Annotated in this window: 19 protein-coding genes; 1 reads left to right on the top strand and 18 read right to left on the bottom strand. The window is 75.0% G+C overall.

All coding sequences use genetic code 11. The annotated features are described in order from the left end of the window. The first annotated feature begins 14 nt into the window (after positions 1–14). Positions 15–983: a COX15/CtaA family protein gene (locus Cph01nite_RS13860; RefSeq protein ID WP_203675156.1), complete on the top strand. Its 969-nt coding sequence runs from the start codon at positions 15–17 to the stop codon at positions 981–983. A gap of 14 nt (positions 984–997) precedes the next feature. On the opposite strand, the gene Cph01nite_RS13855 is transcribed toward Cph01nite_RS13860, so the two are convergent. The 18 genes from Cph01nite_RS13855 to Cph01nite_RS13770 all read right to left on the bottom strand — a co-directional run bounded on the left by Cph01nite_RS13855 (position 998) and on the right by Cph01nite_RS13770 (position 20,025). Then, on the bottom strand, positions 998–2,263 hold the full coding sequence (locus Cph01nite_RS13855) for an ATP-grasp domain-containing protein (RefSeq protein WP_203675154.1): 1,266 nt from the start codon (positions 2,261–2,263) through the stop codon (positions 998–1,000). Beyond that, positions 2,260–3,525 (bottom strand): MFS transporter, encoded by a 1,266-nt coding sequence (locus Cph01nite_RS13850; protein WP_203675152.1) that lies wholly within the window; start codon positions 3,523–3,525, stop codon positions 2,260–2,262. Before Cph01nite_RS13850 ends, Cph01nite_RS13855 begins: the two co-directional genes overlap by 4 nt. Further along, positions 3,518–4,735 (bottom strand): ATP-grasp domain-containing protein, encoded by a 1,218-nt coding sequence (locus Cph01nite_RS13845; RefSeq protein ID WP_203675150.1) that lies wholly within the window; start codon positions 4,733–4,735, stop codon positions 3,518–3,520. Before Cph01nite_RS13845 ends, Cph01nite_RS13850 begins: the two co-directional genes overlap by 8 nt. A gap of 71 nt (positions 4,736–4,806) precedes the next feature. Next, entirely contained in the window at positions 4,807–5,844 is a 1,038-nt protein-coding gene (locus tag Cph01nite_RS13840) for an iron-sulfur cluster-binding domain-containing protein (protein ID WP_203675148.1), read from the bottom strand. After that, positions 5,841–6,200, bottom strand: a complete 360-nt coding sequence (locus Cph01nite_RS13835; protein WP_203675146.1) for a cupin domain-containing protein — start codon at positions 6,198–6,200, stop codon at positions 5,841–5,843. The genes Cph01nite_RS13840 and Cph01nite_RS13835 overlap by 4 nt, the downstream gene beginning before the upstream one ends. Before the next feature lies 1 nt (position 6,201). Then, positions 6,202–6,939, bottom strand: a complete 738-nt coding sequence (locus Cph01nite_RS13830; protein ID WP_203675144.1) for a YqcI/YcgG family protein — start codon at positions 6,937–6,939, stop codon at positions 6,202–6,204. A 167-nt stretch (positions 6,940–7,106) separates the two neighbouring features. Continuing rightward, on the bottom strand, positions 7,107–7,712 hold the full coding sequence (locus tag Cph01nite_RS13825; RefSeq protein ID WP_203675142.1) for an NUDIX domain-containing protein: 606 nt from the start codon (positions 7,710–7,712) through the stop codon (positions 7,107–7,109). Further along, on the bottom strand, positions 7,709–9,373 hold the full coding sequence (gene pyrG, locus Cph01nite_RS13820; protein ID WP_275407405.1) for a CTP synthase: 1,665 nt from the start codon (positions 9,371–9,373) through the stop codon (positions 7,709–7,711). The genes Cph01nite_RS13825 and pyrG overlap by 4 nt, the downstream gene beginning before the upstream one ends. A 72-nt stretch (positions 9,374–9,445) precedes the next feature. Next, on the bottom strand, positions 9,446–11,128 hold the full coding sequence (murJ, locus tag Cph01nite_RS13815; RefSeq protein ID WP_203675140.1) for a murein biosynthesis integral membrane protein MurJ: 1,683 nt from the start codon (positions 11,126–11,128) through the stop codon (positions 9,446–9,448). Further along, positions 11,077–11,952 (bottom strand): hypothetical protein, encoded by an 876-nt coding sequence (locus Cph01nite_RS13810; protein WP_203675138.1) that lies wholly within the window; start codon positions 11,950–11,952, stop codon positions 11,077–11,079. Before Cph01nite_RS13810 ends, murJ begins: the two co-directional genes overlap by 52 nt. Then, positions 11,949–13,016 carry a copper transporter gene (locus Cph01nite_RS13805; RefSeq protein WP_203675136.1) on the bottom strand — a complete coding sequence of 356 codons (1,068 nt, stop codon included), beginning with the start codon at positions 13,014–13,016 and terminating at the stop codon, positions 11,949–11,951. The genes Cph01nite_RS13810 and Cph01nite_RS13805 overlap by 4 nt, the downstream gene beginning before the upstream one ends. 70 nt (positions 13,017–13,086) lie before the next feature. Beyond that, positions 13,087–14,274 carry a putative cytokinetic ring protein SteA gene (gene steA, locus Cph01nite_RS13800; protein WP_203675134.1) on the bottom strand — a complete coding sequence of 396 codons (1,188 nt, stop codon included), beginning with the start codon at positions 14,272–14,274 and terminating at the stop codon, positions 13,087–13,089. A gap of 6 nt (positions 14,275–14,280) precedes the next feature. Beyond that, positions 14,281–16,017: a DNA repair protein RecN gene (gene recN, locus Cph01nite_RS13795; protein ID WP_203675132.1), complete on the bottom strand. Its 1,737-nt coding sequence runs from the start codon at positions 16,015–16,017 to the stop codon at positions 14,281–14,283. Then, on the bottom strand, positions 16,014–16,889 hold the full coding sequence (locus tag Cph01nite_RS13790) for an NAD kinase (RefSeq protein ID WP_203675130.1): 876 nt from the start codon (positions 16,887–16,889) through the stop codon (positions 16,014–16,016). Before Cph01nite_RS13790 ends, recN begins: the two co-directional genes overlap by 4 nt. Continuing rightward, positions 16,886–17,734 (bottom strand): TlyA family RNA methyltransferase, encoded by an 849-nt coding sequence (locus Cph01nite_RS13785; RefSeq protein ID WP_203675128.1) that lies wholly within the window; start codon positions 17,732–17,734, stop codon positions 16,886–16,888. Before Cph01nite_RS13785 ends, Cph01nite_RS13790 begins: the two co-directional genes overlap by 4 nt. Then, entirely contained in the window at positions 17,731–17,988 is a 258-nt protein-coding gene (locus Cph01nite_RS13780) for a hypothetical protein (RefSeq protein ID WP_203675269.1), read from the bottom strand. The genes Cph01nite_RS13785 and Cph01nite_RS13780 overlap by 4 nt, the downstream gene beginning before the upstream one ends. 142 nt (positions 17,989–18,130) lie before the next feature. Further along, positions 18,131–19,144: an HAD-IIA family hydrolase gene (locus Cph01nite_RS13775; protein WP_203675126.1), complete on the bottom strand. Its 1,014-nt coding sequence runs from the start codon at positions 19,142–19,144 to the stop codon at positions 18,131–18,133. Continuing rightward, positions 19,141–20,025, bottom strand: a complete 885-nt coding sequence (locus tag Cph01nite_RS13770) for a hypothetical protein (protein WP_239069267.1) — start codon at positions 20,023–20,025, stop codon at positions 19,141–19,143. Before Cph01nite_RS13770 ends, Cph01nite_RS13775 begins: the two co-directional genes overlap by 4 nt. Between the last annotated feature and the right edge of the window lie 316 nt (positions 20,026–20,341).

The raw sequence follows: 20,341 nt of genomic DNA, 5'->3' as shown, positions 1-20,341 counted from the left end.
CTACCCTGGACCACGTGACCGGCACCGCACCCGCCCCCACCTCGCCGTCGTCGTCGAGCCTGCTCGGGAGGCTGCGCCCGCGCTGGACGACCCGCGCGGTCGTCGCGAACCTCGTCGCGCAGGTCCTCATCGTGGTGACCGGCGGCGCGGTCCGCCTGACGTCGTCCGGCCTGGGCTGCTCGACGTGGCCGGAGTGCGAGCCCGGCCAGTTCGCTCCGGAGTTCCACGCCGAGATGTCGATCCACGCCGCGCTGGAGTACGGCAACCGCACCCTGACCGGTGTCCTCGTGGTGCTCGCCCTGGCCGTCGCGCTGCTGGCAGGTCGGGACCGCGCACGGTCGCGCGGCTACCGGCTCCTGGCGTGGGCACCGCTGGTGGGCGTCGCGGTCCAGGCCGTCGTCGGCGGGATCACGGTCCTCGTCGAGCTGCACCCGGCCGTCGTCGGGTCGCACTTCCTCATCTCGATGGTGCTGATCGCCGCGTCGGCGTGGCTGCTGGTCCGGACGCGCGAGGGCGACGGCCCGCCGACGCCGCTCGTCGAGAGCCGGGTCCGCGCCCTCGCCCGCGCCCTGGTGGTCCTCGGCGTGGTCGTGCTGGTGCTCGGCGTCGTCGTGACGGGCGCGGGCCCGCACTCGGGCGACGACGAGGTGGGGTACCGGTTCGCGGTCGACCCCTACGCCATGGCGCGGTGGCACGCGCTGGCCGTGTGGGCGTTCGTCGGGGCGCTCGTCGCCGTCCTCGTCCTGCTCGCGCGTGCGCCCCGCACCGCAGCGGCACGGCCGCTGCGTTCCGGCACGGCGCTGCTCGTCGTGACGCTCGCCCAGGGCGCGGTCGGGTACGTGCAGGTCCTCACCGGACTGCCCATCGCGCTCGTCAACCTGCACATGCTGGGGGCGGCCGGCCTCACGGCGATGCTCGCGACCTTCCTCGGGACGCTGCGCGTCCGGGGTGGCAGCCCGGTGACGGACGTCGGCGGGCGCTGACGTCCGTCACCGGCTCACGGCACCGGCGCGAACAGCCCGTCCACGACGTGGCGCACCTGCTCCTCGGCCGCGTCGAGCTCGTGCTCGGAGTCCGCGACGAGGAAGCACATGCCGATCGCCAGCCCGTCGGCGAGGTCGACGGTCGGCGGGACGACGTCGCCCGGCTGCACGAGCAGGGTCAGCGACTCGACGGCGGGCACCCCGTCGAACGCGGCAGCGGGATCCTCCCGGACGACGACGGACCGCTCCTCGCGGTCGAAGAAGACGATCCGCCCCCGACGGGCGAGCGTGTAGTCGTCGGGCGGCACCGTCCCGTGCACGAGGTGCGCCACCTCGCGGTGCACCTGGGAGTCGCCGGTGAGCAGGTAGGTCTTCTCCGGGTGCCCGGCGCCGTGCGCCCGGGCACCGAGGTCGATGAGGCGCAGGCGGTCGCCGTCCGCGATGATCTCGAGGTGCGTGCACCCGTCGGTGCGACCGACCGCGTCGAGCACCGCACGGGTGTGGTCCACGACCTGCCGGACCTCCGGTGCGTCGGGCGGCAACCACCGCACACCGCGGTAGACGAAGTGCCCGGCGCGGGAGAGCACCTTGGTGTAGACGCACACGTTGGCGACCGTGTGCCGGCCGCCGTAGGAGTAGGTGTCGACCACGTACTCCTCGCCGCCGATGAACTCCTGGGCGAGGACGAGGTCGACGGGCTCGCCGAACGAGCTCGATCCCCCCAGCAGGCCGCGCAGCGCCCGCGCTGCGGCGGGTGCCGAGTCGACGCGCACGACGCCGACCGACCCCGCGCTCACCGTCGGCTTGAGCACGAGGCTCCCGGTGGTGAAGTCGAACTCGTCGAAGAACGCGTCGCCCTGCTCGAGCGACGACAGCGCCGCCGACGCCAGCGCGGGCACGCCGTCGCGCTCGAGGGCCTGCGCCGTGGCGGCCTTGTCGTACAGCGCACGGCCGCCGGCAGCGGGAAGCTCGACGCCGCGCAGGGCCCGGTCGAGGAGCGCGACGAGCGGGACGCCGGGCTCGGAGCCGGCGACCACTCGGTCCACCCCCCAGGTGCGGCACCGCTCGACCACGTCCCCGACCTCGACGCCGTCGGCGAGGACGACGCGGTGGGACAGGCCCGGGTGAGCCGGCGGGCGACCCAGCCGGGCGCTGCGGGGCGTGAGCACCTCGCTGACGGTCGCGCCCGCCGCGAGCAGCAGCGGGGCGTACATCCGGCCCGTGCTCACGGGGTCGACGACCAGGACGTGCGCGGTGCGCGGTGGCGTGGCGGTGCTCAACGTTCGCTCCCGGTGGCGGTGAGGGGTGCAGGGACGGGCTCGTCGCGGGCGTCCGCGCGTGGTCGCAGGACGACCGTCAGGAGGACCGCGCACCCGACGCCGACGGCCAGCAGCACCCCCCACGCTCCGACGCCGAGGCCGAAGTACAGGGCCACGCCGGCCGCAGGACCGAGGGCGAACCCGAGAGCCTGCGCCGAGCTGAGGTAGCCCTGGTAGGTCCCCGCGCGGCCCGGCGGCGCCATCGCGGCCGCCGCGGTGTTCGTCACCGGTGCGAAGACCATCTCGCCGAACGTGAAGAGCAGTCCGGCGACGACCAGCCACACGGGCCAGCCGGCCAGCAGGCCGGAGGCGGCGAGGCCGACGGTCATCGCCAGCACTCCCCCCGCGAGCGGCCAGCGCAGCGGGAACCGCCGCGTCAGCGTGCTCACGGGGAGCTCTCCGACGATGACGAGCACCGAGTTGAGCACGATCAGCGTGCTGTACAGGGTGAGCGCCTCGTGCTCGTCGCGGATGCGCAGCGGCAGCGTCGACTGGTACTGCGCGTAGATGCCGGCGACGACGCCGAGCACGGCGAACAGGAGCACGGCCCGCACCCAGCGCGCACGCGACTCGCTGCGCAGCGCGGCCGACGCGGCCTCCGGCGCACCGGTCCCCCCGGCCGGGACGACCACGTCGACGGGAGGGACGCGCAGGGTCGTCGCCAGCAGGACCGCGACGACCAGGTTGGCCGCCGCGCTGTACCAGAAGAGCCGCGAGAACTGCGTCTCCCCGAGCACCACCGCGATCAGGGGGCTGGCCGTCGCGCCGACGTTGAGGAACAGCCGGAAGAACGCGAAGAACGGCGTGCGGGTCGACGCGTCGGGCGCGAGGTTCCCCACCACCGCAGCCGCGGGCGGCACGAACGACTGGGTGAGGGAGGCCGCCAGGACCATCGACACCAGGGCCGTCGTCACGTCGGAGCTCGTCGCGAGCACCACGAGCACGACGGCGTTGGTCGCCGAGACGACGACGAGCACGCTCCGGGCGGAGAACCGGTCCGCGAGCCGTCCGCTGGCGAGCGACCCGAGCATCCCCGCCACCCCGACCGCGGTCAGGACGGCGACCACCTGCGCCGGGGTGATCGAGAGCGACGTCAGGTAGATCGACCCGAAGATCGCCAGGAACCCGCCCGAGCGGCTGACGAACGTGGCGGCACCCAGGACGTACAGGGCCGACGGCGCCTGGCGCAGCGCCGCGACCACCCCGGTCCGCGGCTCAGACACGTGCCTGCTCCCCGTCCACGCGCACCGCACCGGCCTCGCGCTCGACGGCGCCGACCACGAGGTCGCGGTCGGACCCGTGGGCCAGCACGTACGCCACCCGGGACAGGAACGCGTCGGGCGGTGGCGCGGTCCACGACCCCGGGGCCAGCAGCCCGGCGCGCTCCACCTCCACCCCGGGGTGTGCGGCCTCGGGCCACGTGACGCCGGCCAGGACGAGCGGCCGGTCGGCGTAGACGAACCGCACGGCCGCCGCGTCGTCCCGCGCGGCCTCGACGGGCACCGGGCGTCCGACGGCGATCTGCGCGGCGACCCGCGCGAGGTCGACGCCGGTCGCCCGCAGCCCCAGGTACGGGATGAGGTCGCCGCCCAGGCGGGCGTTCGCCTCGATGAGCCGCGGTCCCCGGTCGGTCAGGCGCAGCTCGACGTGGCTCACGCCGTCGTCGAAGCCGCTGAGCCGGTGGACGTCCTCGACGGTGTCGAGCACCTCCTGGAGGTCGCCGACCGCCGACGGCACGACGTGCCCGACCTCCTCGAAGTACGGCTCGGGCCCGAGCAGCTTGTCGGCCACGAAGTGGACGTGCGTCCGCCCCCCGGACACCGACGCGTCGATGCTGATCTCGGGACCGTCGACGAACTCCTCGACCAGCACACCGGCGTGGGCGCTCGCGAGGTCACCGACGCGGGCGCCGTCCGCGAGCCGGAACGCCGCGTCGAGCCCGCTGGGCCCGTCGACCTTCACCACCCCGATGCTGCCCCCGAGCGCACGTGGCTTGAGGACGACCGGGTAGCCGATCGACGCGACGACCCGGTGCGCCTCCGCCACGGTGCGCGCGATCCCGAACCGCACCGCGTACGGCCGTCCGGCCGTGGCCTCGCGCAGCGCCGCCTTGTCCTTGAGCACGCGGACCGCCTCGACCGTCGCTCCCGGCAGGCCCAGACGCTCGACCAGGGCCGCCGTCAGCTCGACGTAGCGCTCGTCGAAGGTCAGCACGCCGTCGACCTGGCCGGCGAGCAGCGCGCTCACCTCCCGCAGCGCGTGCGCGCCGTCGAGGTCGACCTCCTCGACCCGCTCGCAGTAGCCGCCGTGCCACGCCTGCGCGCTCGGCGTCACGAGCCACACGCGCGCGGCGTGCCGTGCGCCCGCGAGCGCGTACTCGCGGAACGCGCGCGGGACCTGGCCGACGATCGCCAGCAACGGCTCCGCGTCCATCTGTGCCTCCTGTGGTGCTGTGGGTGTGGGCGCCGCACGGGGCGCCGGGGGTACGGGGCGGCCGGGCGGCGTCACGGCGCCTGCGCGTCGAAGTCCACGTGGACGTCGCCTCCCAGGACGACGGACTGGCACGCCAGGTGGTAGCCGGCGGCGCGCTCCTCCTCGTCCAGCCCGTCGTCGCGGAGCATCGTGACCTCGCCGCGCACGACGGTGCAGCGGCAGGCGGAGCAGATCCCGGCACGGCAGCTGAACGGGGCGGGGACGCCCGCGGCCAGCAGCGCGTCCAGGACCCGCTCGCCCACCGCCGACGCCACGGTGTAGCGCGTCCCCCCGTACGTCGCCGAGAGCACGGAGGCGTCGCCCCGCTCACCGGGCACCGTGGGCGCGCCGGCACCCTGGGCGACGAACTCCTCGGTCGAGATGCGCCCGGGCGGGTAGCCCAGGGACGTCGCGACCGAGACGACCCTCGACATCAGGGACACCGGACCGCAGACGAACAGCCGACGCGACGTGTGCGGTGCGAGCTGCTCGCGCAGGTGCGCCTCGGTGAGCCGTCCCTGTGCTCCGCTGAGCCACGCCGTCACCGTGAGGCGGTCCGGGTGCGCCTGCGCGAGCGCGGCGAGCTCGCTGCGGAAGTACAGGTGCTCCGCATCGCGCGCCAGGTGCAGCAGGTCCACCCGACCACGGCCCGCGGCCAGCACGGACTTGATGATCGAGAACACCGGCGCGATGCCCGTGCCGGCCGCCACCATCACGACGGACTCGTCGAGGCACCGGGGCACGAAGCGCCCGGCCGGAGGCCGCGCCTGCACGACGTCCTCGGGTCCCAGGTCGTCGTGGATCCACGACGACCCGCGACCACCGGGCACACGTGCGACGGTGATGGACATCCGCGCGTCGACGTCGGGAGAGCTCGACAGCGAGTACGAGCGCTCGACATGAGCCCCGTCGCCGTGCGGCACCAGCAGCGTGAGGAACTGGCCCGGACGGTAGTCGGTGAGCTCGGTGGTGAGCTCCGGGACCAGGTCGACGCTCACCGCGCTGCGCGAGAGCACACGCTTGTCCGCCACCCGCAGCCGCAGCACGGGTGGCGCAGACGTCGCCGTCACGGCTGCGCGAGTGTCGGGTGGGACGTCGTGACCGCCGCCCGTCCTCCCTCCGGACAGATGAGGTAGCAGCACCCCTCGCCGTCCGCGACGGAGCGGTGGACGGTGCCGGCCGGCAGCTCGATGCGGTGCCCCGTCTGCACGGCGGCGTGCTGCACGGCGCCCGTCGGGTCGAACCACGACAGGCGCATGGAACCGCTCAGCACGACGAGCCGCTCGTGCACGTCGTGGCTGTGCCAGTCGTGGATCTTGCCCGGCAGGTCCCGCTGGTACTCGATCCCGCCCTGCTCGGGGGCGTAGGCGGCGAGGGCCGCCTCGACGCCCGCGATGCGGTCCTGGGTGATGGTCGGCTGCGGCACGTCAGCTCACCCCCTCGGTGGCGAGCGCACGGAACCCGGTGACCGGGCAGGTCCGCAGCGCGGCGACGTCCTGCCCGTCGTCGAGGTAGTACTGCTGCCACTCGCGGTTGGCGTCGTCGCCGAAGCTGCCGAGCAGAGGCGTCACCGGCGCGTCGTCGTAGTCGCTCAGACGTGCCCGGATGAGGCGGCGCGCCTCGTCGCCCTTGACCGTGCCGGCGGCGATGTCGTCGAAGACGAACCGCGGCTGGAACGTGATCGCGACGCGGTCGAACGCGCGGCTGCGCCGCTTCTCGTGCAGGTCGGTGTTCACGACGACGAACATCGGCTCGCCCCCGAAGGCCCACTCGAAGGACGGGTCGTCGGTGTCCGCGCTGATCCCCTGCGGCCACTCCTGCACGTCGAGTGCGGAGACCTGCCGCAGGAGATCCCAGAAGTGGTCGTGGTACGCCTCGTGGGAGCGCTCCTGCGACCAGCTCTCGAAGAAGCACACGAGCGAGGTGCGCTTGCCGAGCGAGGCGCTGACCTGCGTGAAGTCGGACAGGGCAGCAGCCAGGCCGTGCGCCTGCCCCGCCGCGTCGTCCACGAACGCGTAGCGCAGCGTGCTGCGCACGACAGCCTCGACCCCGAAGATGCACGGGAACGGCTGCTGCGGATCGAGCATCCGCTGCTTGAACTGCTGGTAGGCGTCGTGACGCCACCCCGTCAACTGTTCGGCGTCGCCGCCGCTGAAGATGTTCATCGTTGCCCCCTGTTTCGGCGGCCGACGACCCCACGGAACGGAGGGGTCGTGCGACTCGCGGGAGCGACGCTAGCGGCCCGCCCCAGCAGGAGGAACCCCGGCTCCGAAATGTGGACCAGAACATTCGGAGAACAACGGCTTGACGGTGCGCGACCGTGCGACCGACCTCAGCGCGGAGCCACCTCGACGAGTCCCGACCAGCCGGCCGACCGTGCGGCGACGACCGCCAGCACCCCCGCCACCGTGGTGGGGCAGTGCAAGCGGCCGGCGAGGACACCGGCGACCGCGTCGTCCAGGTCAAGCCACGTCGCCACCATGTCCGCCTCCTCCTCACCCCGCTCGTACCGGTCGGCCTCCGGCACCGGAGTCAGGTCCCGGGCGAGGTACAGGGAGATCCGCTCGCTCGAGCCCCCCGGGGAGCTGAAGTAGTCGAGCAGGTGCCACCACCGCCCGGCGACCAGATCGGCCTCCTCGGCGAGCTCACGCGCCGCCGCCGTCACGGGGTCCTCGCCCGCGACGTCGAGCAGGCCGGCAGGCGGCTCCCAGAGGACGTGCCGGACGGGGTGCCGGTACTGCGACAGCAGCAGGACGCGGTCCTGCTCGTCGAGGGCCAGGACCGCGACGGCACCGGGGTGGTCGACGTACTCGCGCACCACGTCCCCGTCGTCCAGCCGCACCGTGTCCGAGACGAGGTCCCAGACGCGGCCGGCGTGCACGAGGTGGTGCTCGACGACCTCCCGGTCCCGCGGGGTGTCGACCGCGTCGTCCCTCATCCCGCGGTCCGCGCCGCGAGGGCTGCACCGACGAGGCCGGCGAACAGCGGGTGGGCGCGGGTGGGACGGGACTTGAACTCGGGGTGCGCCTGCGTGGCCACGTAGTAGGGGTGCTCCTCGCGCGGCAGCTCGACGAACTCGACGAGGGAGGTGTCGGGCGACACCCCCGAGATCACGAGCCCGGCCGCCTCGAGCCTGTCCCGGTAGGCGTTGTTCACCTCGTACCGGTGCCGGTGGCGCTCCGAGACGTGCTCGCTGCCGTACACCTCCGCCACGAGGGACCCGGGGGCCAGCGTCGCGTCGTAGGCACCCAGCCGCATGGTCCCGCCCAGGTCTCCCGCGCCGTCGACGATCGAGAGCTGCTCCTCCATCGTCGCGATCACGGGGTGGGCCGTCCCGGGGTCGAACTCGGAGGACGACGCCCCGTCGAGCCCCGCGACGTTGCGTGCGTACTCGATGACCATGCACTGCAGGCCCAGGCACAGCCCCAGCGTCGGGACCTTGCGCTCGCGCGCCCAGCGCAGCGCGCCGAGCTTGCCCTCGATGCCGCGCACGCCGAAGCCGCCGGGCACGAGCACCGCGTCGACCCCGCCGAGCGCCTCCTGGGCGCCCTCGGGCGTCCGGCAGTCGTCGGACGGCACCCAGCGGATCGTGACGCGGGCGTCGTGGTGGAACCCGCCCGCGCGCAGCGCCTCGGTGACCGACAGGTACGCGTCGGGCAGGTCGATGTACTTGCCGACGAGCGCGATCTCCAGCTCGTGCGCGGGGGCGTGCACGCGCGTGAGGAGCGCGTCCCACCCGCTCCACTCCACGTCGCGGAACGGCAGCCCGAGACGCTGCACCACGTAGGCGTCGAGCCCCTCGGAGTGCAGGACCCGGGGGATGTCGTAGATGCTCGGCGCGTCCTTGGCGATCGCGACGGAGTCGACGTCGACGTCGCAGAACAGCGCGATCTTGCGCTTGATCGACTCGGGGACCTCACGGTCGGCCCGCAGCACGATCGCGTCGGGCTGGATGCCGATGCTGCGCAGCGCCGCCACGGAGTGCTGCGTCGGCTTGGTCTTGAGCTCACCCGACGGGCCGATGTACGGCAGCAGCGACACGTGCAGGAAGAACACGTTGTCGCGGCCCAGGTCGTGGCGCACCTGACGTGCCGCCTCGAGGAACGGCTGCGACTCGATGTCGCCGACGGTCCCGCCGATCTCCGTGATGATCACGTCGACGTCGTCGGACGCCTGCGAGCGCATGCGCGCCTTGATCTCGTCGGTGATGTGCGGGATCACCTGCACGGTGTCGCCCAGGTACTCCCCGCGCCGCTCCTTGGCGATGACGTTCGAGTACACCTGCCCAGTGGTGACGTTCGCCGAGCCGACGAGGTCGACGTCGAGGAACCGCTCGTAGTGGCCGACGTCCAGGTCGGTCTCGGCGCCGTCCTCGGTGACGAACACCTCACCGTGCTGGAACGGGTTCATGGTGCCCGGGTCGACGTTGAGGTACGGATCGAGCTTCTGCATCGTGACCCGCAGGCCCCGCGATCGCAGGAGTCGGCCCAGGCTGCTGGCCGTCAGGCCCTTGCCCAGAGAGGAGGCGACGCCTCCGGAGACGAAGATGTGCCGGGTCAGGGAGTCCGACCGCCCGGAGAGCCGATGTGCGCGATCCATCACGGGCTTCGACCCTACCGGACGTCGGGCCCGGTTCGGTCGACGCCGCGCACGACGGGGCCGTCGGTGTCGTCAGCGGGGCGTCGGCGGAGCGTGCTCGGCGCGCACGACGCCGGTGAGGGTCGTGCGGTCGAGCAGGGCGACCGCGCACAGCACGACGCCCGCTGCCACCACGGCACCGCCCGCGGCCGCGGCGGCTGCCGTCCACGGGTCGTCGCCCACCAGGTCCAGGACGGCGTCGGACACCAGACGGCCGAGCGTCGCACCGGCCCCGGCACCCGCGAGCACGACGGCCGTCGTGCGACCCAGCCCGGCCAGGGCGGCCGGGCCCACGGTCCGGGCGAGGACCAGCACCGCGACCAGACCACCGACGGTCATGCCGATCGCGGTCCCGAGTCCCAGCCGGGTGAAGACGACAGCACCCGGGGGCACGGTGAGGACCGTGAGGAGGCTCGCCACGGTCACTGCCGACCAGGCGACGGCGTTGACGCCGATCGCGAGGCGCGGGCGCTCGACGGCGTACAGCGTGCGCGAGACGTGGAAGACCACCCCGAGCCCGATCACGCCGGGGGCCATCGTCTGCAGGGTCGCGGTCATGCCTCCGACCACCTGCGACTCCCGTGCGACCCCGGCGAAGACACCGGCGAGGGCCGGACCGCCGGCCAGCATCGCGGCGGTACCCAGCGTGGCCACGGCCAGCACCGCGCGCGTCGTCACGGCCGACACGCGGGCGAGACGCGTCAGGTCCCCCGCGGCCGCGTAGGTCGCGACCCGGGGGAACGTCGACGTCGCGAGCGGCACCACGAGCACGGCGTACGGCAGGAGGTAGAGCTGCTGGGCGTACATGAACGCCGAGTACCCGTTGCCGACGCTCCCCGGCAGCCGCTGGCTCGCGAGCAGCAGGAGCACCGCGGCCGACAGCTGCTGGGCCGCGACCGACGCCACCCCCGCGAGGGCGAGCGCGCGGAACCGCTGCCCGCTGTCCCCGGGGAACCGCAGGGTCGGGCGCAGGCGCACGCCGAGGCGGCGCACGGGCAGCACGACCGGCAGGAGCATGGCGGCCACACCCGCGGTGGTCCCCCAGGCGAGCACCTCGAGGGCTCCGGCCGTGAGCGCCGAGGGGTCCGTCACCTCACCGCGGGCCATCGACCCGTAGACGACGTAGGCGACGACGACGACCAGCGAGTTCAGCACGGGGGCGAAGGCGGGCCAGAAGAAGCGGCGGTGCGCCTGCAGCACGGCGTAGAGCAGGACCGCGATCCCGTACATCGGGACCTGCACGGAGAACACGAGCACGAAGTACCGCGCCGCCGCGACCAGCGCGGGGTCGCCCCCACCGAAGAGCCGGCCGATCGGGCCGGCCGACGCCGCCAGCAGCAGCCCCAGGGGCACCAGCACGAACAGGGCCCACCCGAGGGCGGCGGACGCGATCCGGCTGACGCGCTCGCGGTCCCCGGCGGCCAGCGGCGCAGCGAGGAGCGGGATCACCGCACCGGCCAGGGCACCGCCCGCAGCGGTCTCGAACAGGATGTTCGGCAGCAGGTTCACGGAGTTGTACGCGTCGGCGATCTCCCCGACGCCGACCGTGCCCGCCTGCACCAGCACGCGCACCAGCCCGAGCACCCGCGACAGCACCGTGATGACGGCGATCATCGCCGCCGCGCCCAGGAGCCCCTGCACCCCGCGGCGCAGGTCCGTGCGGGTCACGTCGCCGGGCCCGTGCCCGACCGCGGCGTCACGGGGCGCCGCCCCCATGCGTCGACGTCACGCAGCACGGGCGTGCGTTCGATGACCTGCGTGAAGCTGACGCGCTCGCTGACGAGCGTCAGTCCCACCACCACCGCGAGCGACGTCAGCCGCACGGCTCGGGGAGCCCCGAGCACGAGCGCGGTGCCCAGCGCGGCTCCCAGCGCGTTGGCGCCGGCGTCGCCGAGCATGTCGGACTCGGCGAGGTCCGCCTCGACGGCGGTCGAGGCCGCACCCAGCACCGCGCACGCCGCCCCGCCACCAGGCGTCGCCACCAGCGGCGCTGCCGCGAGCGACGCCGCCTTGAGGGCACGCCCGGGGCGCAGGTCGAGGAGGTTGAGCAGGTTGGCGGCGCCGGCGACGAGCGCAGCCGAGGCGAGCGTGTCCGCGGCACGGGTCAGCGGTCGACCCGCTGCACCTCCCGCCGGGGGTGCCACAGCCGCCGCCGCGAGCGCGGTCGCCCCGATGCCGAGGACCTTGAGCCCGCCGGTGGTGAGGTGCCCGCGTGCGAGCGCTCCCAGGTGGCCGCGCAGCCCCTTGGCCCGCGTGCTCGCGTCCTCCCGGAGGTCGTCGACGAGACCGAACGCGCCGGCCCCGGTGACGGCGATGGCGGCGGCCGCGGCCGCGCGCGGACGGTCGCTGCCGACCAGGACGCCGGCGAGGACCCCGGCGGCCACAGCGGGACCCTCGAGGAGGCTCACCGGCTCGCCCCGGTGGTTGGTCCGCGTCCAGGTCGCCGCGCCGCCGGGCGGCTGCCAGTCCAGCCCGCCGCGCGCCGCAGCCGTCGCGGCGCCGGCGACCAGTGCGGCAAGGACCCGGCGGGGGCCGCTCACCCCTCACCCCCGGGCTGCTCGCCGTCACCGGGCACCTCGGCGTCGGGCACGTCCCCCGCGCCCGCCCCGGCGTCCGGGACGCCCGGGGTGCGGTCGACGGGCGCGAGCTGCACGGCAGGCGGCAGCGCCGCGAGGTCGTCGCCGTACCCGTAGTGGCCGGGCCGGTCGCCGATCCCGGAAGCCAGCGCCAGTGGCACGGAGACCTGCCCCGTCACGCTCGTCGCGTCGGCGACGGTCGACACCGTCCCGGTGAGGTCGTCGTCCGCCCGCACCGCCGCCACGAGGTCGTCCCCCGCACGCGACGCACCCGCGACGACCACGCCCTCCGACAGCCGCTGCGCGGCACGGACGAGCGCGAGCCGGGGCTCGGAGGTGACGGGCGTCGCCTCGGCCGTCGGCGTCGCGTCCCCCGCCTCGGGCACCGTGCCCGAGACGACGACGACGGCGTCGGCCGCCTGCGTGACGTCCTGCGTGAACGTGACGAGGGCACGGTCCCCCTCGGCGAGGACGTCGAGGAGCGACGACGCGTTCTCGGCGAGGGTGTCGGGCGTCGCGGAGTCCGCGCCGACGAGTCCGGCCACGAGCGCCTCCGCCAGCTCGGCCTCGGTCCCGGCGTCGGCCGCGGGCGGCTCGTCGAGGTAGGACACGAGGGTGCCGGCCAGCGTGCGCCGGTACGTGGCCAGCGCCGGGTCCGTCCACGCCGCGTTGACGGTCGCGGTGGCCGACACGCTCGCCCCTGCCTGCGCGAGCCGCTCGGTGAGGGCGGTGACCTGCTCCTCAGGCACCTCGTCGAGCAGCACGAGCGCGACGCGGCGGTCGGTCAGGGCACCGGCGAGCAGCCGCTCGCCCGACGCGGACACGAACGCGTCCGCGGCCGCGAGGTCGCCGCCCGTCTCGTCGAGCTGCGTCCGCAGCCCCTCCTTCTCGGCGCGCAGCGCCTCGACCTGGCCCGTCAGGGTGTCGCCGATGGTCTCCTTCAGGGGCCCGGCACCGAGCGCGATGCCGACGGCGAGCGCGAGGAACACGGAGATGAGGGAGACGATGTGGTAGCGGAAGTCGATCACAGGGTGAGCTCTCGGTCGGGTGCGCGACGGGTCGCGGCGGGGCGTGCGAGGGAACGGCGGGCGTGGGCGGTCACGGCGACCCGCCGAACAGCACGCGCACCCAGGAGGTCAGGTCGTCGACGCGCGCGCCGACGAGTCCGAAGAGGGTCTGACCGGCGGCGGTCGAGGCCAGGGCGACGCCGAGCGCGAACAGACCGGCCAGCACGAGGAGCGTGAGCTGCACGTTCGAGATCCGGTGCTGGTACAGCTGGGACACGCCCTTGGCGTCCACGAGCTTGCCACCGACGCGCAGGCGCGTGAGGAACGTGCTCGCCATGCCGGAACGCCCCTTGTCGAGGAACTCCACGAGCGTCGCGTGCGTCCCCACCGCGACGATGAGCTCGGCGCCCTTGTCGTCCGCGAGCAGCATGGCGACGTCCTCGCTGGTGCCCGTGGCCGGGAAGACGACGTGCGGCACCCCGAGCTGCTCGACCCGGGCGATCCCCGGTGCGCGGCCGTCCCGGTACGCGTGGACCACGACCTCGGCCCCGCACTGCAGCGCGCGGTCCGACACGGAGTCCATGTCCCCGACGATCATGTCGGGGCGCCAGCCGGCGTCCAGGATCGCGTCGGCACCGCCGTCCACGCCGATGAGCACCGGGCGGTACTCCCGGATGTACGGGCGCAGCGTGACCAGGTCCTCCTTGTAGTGGTAGCCCCGGACGACGATGAGCACCTGGCGCCCGTCGATGCGGGTGTCGATGTCCGGCACGCCGACGCCGTCCAGGAGCAGCTCGCGCTCGCGCCGCAGGTAGTCCATCGTGTTCGCCGCGAACGACTCGAGCTGCACCGACAGCCCTTCACGGGCCTCCGCCATGGTCGCGGCCACGCTCTCGGCGCTCTGCGCCACACCTTCGGCGACGAGCGTCTCGCCGTCGTAGACGGCGCCGTCCACGACGCGGAGCACGTGGCCCTCGGTGAGCGCCATGACGTCCGGGCCGAGGTCGTCGACGAGCGGGATGCCCGCCTCGACGAGGATCTCGGGGCCGAGGTTGGGGTACCGGCCCGACGTGGACCTGGCGGCGTTGAGGACGGCCGCGGGCCGGCACGCGACCAGCGCCTCGGCCGACACCCGGTCCAGGTCGAGGTGGTCGATCACGGCGATGTCACCGGGCTTCAGCCGCTTCGTCAGCCCCTTGGTGCGGGGGTCGACGCGGGCGGGCCCGACGACCTCGGCGTCATCTGTCGCGGGCGTGCGGCGGCGCAGGGAGACTCTCATCGGGGCTCATCGTCCCACGGACTGGGCCAACAGCTCCGCCGCGTGGGCGCGCGCCGTCGACGAGTCGTCCTGGCCGGACAGCATCCGGGCGAGCTCGCGGACCCTGGCCTCGCCCTCCACCTCGCGCACGTCCGACTCCGTGACGACGTCCACGCCGTCGGCGACGGACTTCGTGACGACGAGGTGCCGGTCGGCGCAGGCCGCCACCTGGGCGAGGTGCGTGACGACGAGGACCTGCGTGCCGCGCGCGAGCCGCGCGAGCCGCTCCCCCACCTGGGTGGCGGCCCGGCCGCCGACCCCGGCATCCACCTCGTCGAAGACGAACGTGCCGGGCGTCGCCGCGCCAGAGCCCTCGGCCGTCGCGAGCGCGACCTCGAGCGCCAGCATCACCCGCGACAGCTCGCCACCGGAGGCGCCCTTGCCGAGCGGGCGGGCGGGGGCGCCCGCGTGCGGGACCAGGAGCATCTCGACGTGGTCCGCACCGTGCGGCCCGGGCTCGTCGGCGGGCCGGACGACGACCTCGAGGTGGGCACCGGCCATGGCGAGGCTGACGAGCTCGTCGGTGACCGCCTGCGCGAGACGGACCGCCGCGTCGGTGCGGGTGCCGGTGATGTCCGCAGCGAGGCGCCGCACGCGGTCGTCGAGCCGGTCACGCTCGGCCGTGAGCTCGGCGACGCGCTCCTCGCCGCCGTCGAGGTCCAGGAGGCGGCGCGACGCGTCCTGCGCCCACTCGAGCACCGCCGCGACGTCCTCCCCGTAGCTGCGGGTCAGACCGGTGAGCTCGGCCCGCCGGCGCTGCACGGTGTCGAGGCGTGCGGGGTCCGCCTGCAGGTCCTGGACGTACGCGGAGAGCTCGGTCGCGAGGTCGGCCAGCAGGTACCCGGCCTCGGCCGCCCGCACGGCCAGGTCCGCGAGCGCACGGTCGTGGTGACCGGCCAGCTCGAGCGACCGGCGCGCCTCCTCGACGAGCACCACCGCGGCGGCACCGACGTCCGCGGCGTCCTCGTCCCCCACGAGGGCGACGTGCGCACCGGCGGCGGCGGCCCGCAGGTCCTCGGCGTTGCCGAGCCGCTCCGCCTCGGTCGCGAGCTCGAGGTCCTCGCCCGGGAGCGGGGCGACGCGCTCCACCTCCGCCAGTCCCAGCCGCAGCAGCTCGGCCTCGCGGGCACGCTCCTGCGCCCGCGCCACGCGGTCGTCGAGCTCGGCCTGCACCTGGGCGCGCTCCGCCCACGCCCGCGCGTGCTCCGCGAGCACGGCACCGTGCGCCGCGCCGGCGAAGGAGTCCAGGGCGGCTCGCTGCCGCGCGGCGGACCGCAGGCGCATCTGGTCGGCCTGGCCGTGGACGGTCACGAGCTCCTCGGCGATCTCGGCGAGCAGCCCCTGCGGGACCGAGCGGCCACCGAGGTACGCGCGCGAGCGGCCCGGGGAGTCGGGGGTCCCCGCCCCGACCGTGCGCAGCACGACGAGCGTCCCGTCCTCGTCGACCTCGGCGCCGGCCTCACGCGCGCGCTCGAGCGCCGGCGAGTCCGGGGGCAGCAGCACCCTGCCCTCGACGGCGGCGCTCGAGGCCCCCGTGCGGACCGTCGCGGGGTCGGCGCGTCCGCCCAGCAGCAGGCCCAGCGCCGTGAGCACCATCGTCTTGCCCGCCCCGGTCTCACCGGTGAGCACCGTGAGCCCGCTGCCCAGACGCACGTGCGCCCGCCCGATGACGCCGAGGTCGTCGATCCGGATCTCGTCGATCACCGCGCACCGTCCTCGTCGTCGTCGGGGTGGGCGCCGCGCCAGCCCACGACGGGGAGGTCGAACTTCTGGACCAGGCGGGTCGTGAAGGGCGCGGGGTTGAGGCGCGCGAAGCGCACCGGGACGTCGCTCACCCGGACCTCGAGGCGGGTCCCGCGCGCGAGCGGCAGCTGGCGTCGGCCGTCGCACGTGACCACGGCGGTCGAGGACGAGCGCTCGATGACCTCGACCGCGAGCACGCTGCTCGGTCCCATGACGAGCGGGCGGGCGAACAGCGAGTGGGCCGCGAGCGGCACGAGGACCATGCCGCGGACGTCCGGCCACACGACCGGACCGCCGGCGGAGAAGGCGTGGGCGGTCGACCCCGTCGCCGACGCGGCGACGAGCCCGTCGCAGCCGAACGACGACAGCGGCCGCCCGTCGACCTCGATGACGACCTCGATCATGCGCGCCGGGTCGGTCTTCTCCAGGGCCGCCTCGTTGAGCGCCCAGCACTCGAGGACCTCGCCCGCGGCGTCGATCACCCGCACGTCGAGCGTGGAGCGCTCCTCGACGGTGTAGTCACCGTCCGTGAGCCGTCGGACCGCCGTCGCGACGTCCGCCGGCTCGATCTCCGCGAGGAAGCCGACGTGGCCGAGGTTGACGCCCAGCAGCGGCACGTCCGTGCCGCGGGTGAGCTCGGCGGCGCGCAGGATCGTGCCGTCCCCGCCCAGGACGACGGCGAGCTCGAAAGGCGGCAGGTCCTCTGCCCGTGTGTGCTGCGAGGCGGTCACCGTCTCGACGTCCGCGTCCCGCAGCGCACGCAGGACGGCCTTGGTGGCGTCGAGCGCCTCCGGGCGTCCGCTGTGGCGCACGACGAGGGCGCGCCGCGTCATCGGGTGCCCTGTTCCGCGGTCGCGCGACCGACCGCCGCGGCCACCGCCCGGTCCACGTCGACGACGGGCGCGGTCGGGTCGCCACCGGGCGCCACGGCCCACAGCACGAACTCGACGTTGCCGTGCGTGCCGGGCAACGTGCTGGGCCGGACGTCGCGCACCCGTGCGCCCAGCGCGGTCGTGCTCGTGCACACCGCCGTGAGCGCTGCCTGCCACAGGGCGGGGTCGCGCACCACGCCGTCGCTCCCCAGGCGCTCGCGCCCGACCTCGAACTGCGGCTTGACCAGCAGCACCAGGTCGGCGCCGGGGCTCGCCGCGGCGAGCAGGGGTCCGAGCACGAGCGTCAGCGAGATGAACGAGAGGTCGGCCACGACGAGTCCCGGCGCGGGACGCACGTCCCCGGCGCGCAGGTCCCGGACGTTGACGTGCTCGCGCACGTCGACGCGCGGGTCGTGCCGCAGGCGGTCCACGAGCTGCCCGTGACCCACGTCGACGGCGACGACGCGAGCCGCGCCGCGCCGCAGGAGCACGTCGGTGAAGCCGCCCGTGCTCGCTCCCGCGTCCAGGCACACCCGGTCGGCCACCTGCGGGCCCTGCGGTCCGTACGCGTCGAGCGCGTCGGCCAGCTTGTGCGCAGCGCGCGAGGCGTAGCCGTGGTCGTCGGGTCGGGGCTCGACGTGCACGTCCTGACCGTCGTCGACGAGGGTGGCCGGCCTGCGGACGGTGGTCCCACCCACCCGCACCCGTCCCGCGGCGATCAGGTCGGAGGCGTGCCCGCGCGAGCGCGCGAGCCCGCGCCGCACGAGCTCGGCGTCCAGCCGGGCAGCCGTCATCGTGGGCGTCATCCCTCGGAGTCCGCCAACCGGTCCTGCAGGGCGCCGTGCACGTCCTCGAAGACCGCGACCTGCTGGCGCAGGTCCTGACCGGCGAGGTCGGACAGCCGCCGGAGCGCCTCGTCCACCGCGTCGTCACCCGTCACCGGCGCGTCGTCCACCGTCGCCTGCGGGCCGGCGGTTCCGTACGCGGTCGCGCGAGCTGCGCCGCCGACCGGCGCCGGCCCGGCGTCGATCGCCGGGCCACCCTGCTGGGGCTCGCTCACGTCACGTCCTTCCGTCGTCCCTGTGCCTCTCGCCGGAGCGGCGCGCGTCCACGCTACCTGCCGCCGGCGACGACGGCGGTGCGCCACCCACAGGCGGCGCTGCCGGTGCGGACCACCCCCGGGCGGCCGCACCACGGCGACGTCAGCGCAGCAGGTCCGGCACCGTCGCCGGGTCGACCTTCTCCCCGCGGTCGACGGCGTCCCAGGTCGCTGCGCACGCGGCGCGGACCAGGTCCACCGGGTCGATGGGCTCTCCGTGCAGCTCGAGCGCTCCGGCGGCGATCCGGGCGCGCCCGTCACGGCACACCCACCACCCGTCCTGCCGTGCCGGCTCCGGGTGCGGCACGAGCAGCGCGCGCAGGTCCGCCGCCAGGTAGTGGGGTCGTTCGCCGGGCGCGGCGAGCACGGCGTCGCGCGCCGTGCTGACACCCGTGAGGACGTGCAGCCCCGGGATGTCACCGGCCCGCGCACCGGCGAGGTCGGTGTCCAGGCGGTCGCCCACCACGAGCGGGCGCGCGGCACCCGCCCGCTGCACCGCGAGGTGGTACATCGTCGGGGACGGCTTGCCCGCGCTGGCCGGCTCGACCCCGGTGGCCGACCTGACCGCACCGACGAGCGCACCGTTGCCGGGAGCGAAGCCGCGGGCGGTCGGCAGGCTGAGGTCGAGGTTCGACGCGACGTGCCACGCGCCGCGGCTCACCGCGTAGGCGGCCTCCGCGAGCTGAGCCCACCCGAGCTCGGGCGCGAACCCCTGCACGACGGCGACGGGGTCGTCGTCGGCCGAGGCCACGACGCGGTAACCCTTGGCCGTGACTGCCGTGCGCAGACCCGCACCGCCGACGACGAGCACGGGCTCCCCCGCCGGGACGCGGGTCGCGAGCAGCTCCGCCGCGGCCTGGGCAGCCGTCATCACCTCGTCGGAGCGCGTCGGGATCGCCAGCCCGGTGAGCTGCTCGGCGACGGCCTCGGGCTCCCGGGACGCGTTGTTCGTGACGAAGACGAGCCGCATACCGGACGCACGTGCGGCGGCGAGACCGTCCGCGGCGTGCTCGATCGGCTCGTGCCCGCGGTACGCGACACCGTCGAGGTCGACCAGGGCGAGGTCGTACCGGGTCGCGAGCGGCTCCGCGCTGCTCAGCAGCCCGCGCGCGCTCACCGGGCGTCCCCGTCACCCGTCGTGCCGTCGACGTCCGCCTCGCCGTCGGCGGGCTCGACGTCGGCGGACTCGCTGTCGACGGGCTCGACGTCGACAGGCTCGCTGTCGGCGGGCTCGCTGTCGGCGGGCTCGCCGTCGACGGGCTCGCCGTCCGTCTCCTCGGCGAGGTCGTAGACCACGACCTCGTCGTACCCGAAGGTCGTCCCGGCCGACTCGTCGAGCGTCTCCTGCGAGTAGGCAGCGAGCTCGGTCGCCGCCTCGTCGGCGCGTCCAGCCGCGTCGAGCGCGGCCGCCCGTGCCTGAGCGACCCGGGCGGCGACGAGGCCGCGCGCCGCACGGACGGACGGGCCGGACAGGGCCGCGACAGCAGCCTCCGCCTGGCCCAGGTCCAGCCTCGCACCGCTGACGACGATGGCCAGCTCGATCTGCGTGTCGGCGTCCAGGGTCGAGGCCTCGGGTTCCTGCGCGAGCGCGATGGCGCGCTCGGGCCGCCCCAGGCCCCGCTCCGCGTCCGCCATGATCGCCAGGTGCTCGGACGAGCCGTTCAGCCTGCGCACGGTCCGCAGCTCGCGCAGCGCCTCGGCGTACCGGCCCGTGCGGTAGGCGGCAAGGCCCGCTGCTTCCCGCACCACGTCGACGCGTCCCGCCCTGCGGACGGCGGCCTGAGCGTGCTCGTACGCAGCCTCGGCGTCGTCGTCGAGCAGGCGTCCCACCATCACGAGGTGCCGCCCGACGCGATCGGCGTTGTCCTTGCTGAGCGTGCGCAACCGGCCGCGCACGTCGCGGTCCAGCAGCGAGAAGGTCACGTCGTCGGGCACCACGGGGTCCGGCACGCGCACGTCGCGGTCGTCGCGCGGCGTGTCGCGTGCCGCTTCGCGCACGGGACGGTCCGGGCCTCCGCGGTCAGGACGTCGTCCCTCGGCCGAGGTCCGGGCGGTACCCGGACGGGCAGGGCGCCCACCGTCGCCGAAGGAGCGCCCGCCGCCCCCGGCCGGGCGTCCGCCATCACGGTACGACGACCCGCCGCGCTCGGGACGCGAGCCCGGCGCCGAGGGCGACCGTCCGTCGCGAGCGTCCGCCGACCCGTCCCGGTACGCACCGCCGCCGGTCGGCCGCCCACCGTCACGGTAGGCGTCACGACCGGACCCAGCTGCACCCCCGGGACGCCGACCCGCGCCGCCAGCAGGACGACCACCG

This window comes from Cellulomonas phragmiteti (assembly GCF_016862775.1).
Classification (GTDB): Bacteria; Actinomycetota; Actinomycetes; order Actinomycetales; family Cellulomonadaceae; genus Cellulomonas; species Cellulomonas phragmiteti.
Note: the sequence above shows the minus strand (reverse complement) of the source record. Positions and strands in the feature narration are given on the sequence as shown.

Excerpts from the sequence above, each read along its gene's own strand:
- Cph01nite_RS13845 (WP_203675150.1), bottom strand. The coding sequence starts at position 4,735 with ATGGACGCGGAGCCGTTGCTGGCGATCGTCGGCCAGGTCCCGCGCGCG.
- Cph01nite_RS13830 (WP_203675144.1), bottom strand. The coding sequence starts at position 6,939 with ATGAACATCTTCAGCGGCGGCGACGCCGAACAGTTGACGGGGTGGCGT.
- Cph01nite_RS13825 (WP_203675142.1), bottom strand. The coding sequence starts at position 7,712 with ATGAGGGACGACGCGGTCGACACCCCGCGGGACCGGGAGGTCGTCGAG.
- pyrG (WP_275407405.1), bottom strand. The coding sequence starts at position 9,373 with ATGGATCGCGCACATCGGCTCTCCGGGCGGTCGGACTCCCTGACCCGG.
- murJ (WP_203675140.1), bottom strand. The coding sequence starts at position 11,128 with ATGGGGGCGGCGCCCCGTGACGCCGCGGTCGGGCACGGGCCCGGCGAC.
- steA (WP_203675134.1), bottom strand. The coding sequence starts at position 14,274 with ATGAGAGTCTCCCTGCGCCGCCGCACGCCCGCGACAGATGACGCCGAG.
- Cph01nite_RS13790 (WP_203675130.1), bottom strand. The coding sequence starts at position 16,889 with ATGACGCGGCGCGCCCTCGTCGTGCGCCACAGCGGACGCCCGGAGGCG.
- Cph01nite_RS13785 (WP_203675128.1), bottom strand. The coding sequence starts at position 17,734 with ATGACGCCCACGATGACGGCTGCCCGGCTGGACGCCGAGCTCGTGCGG.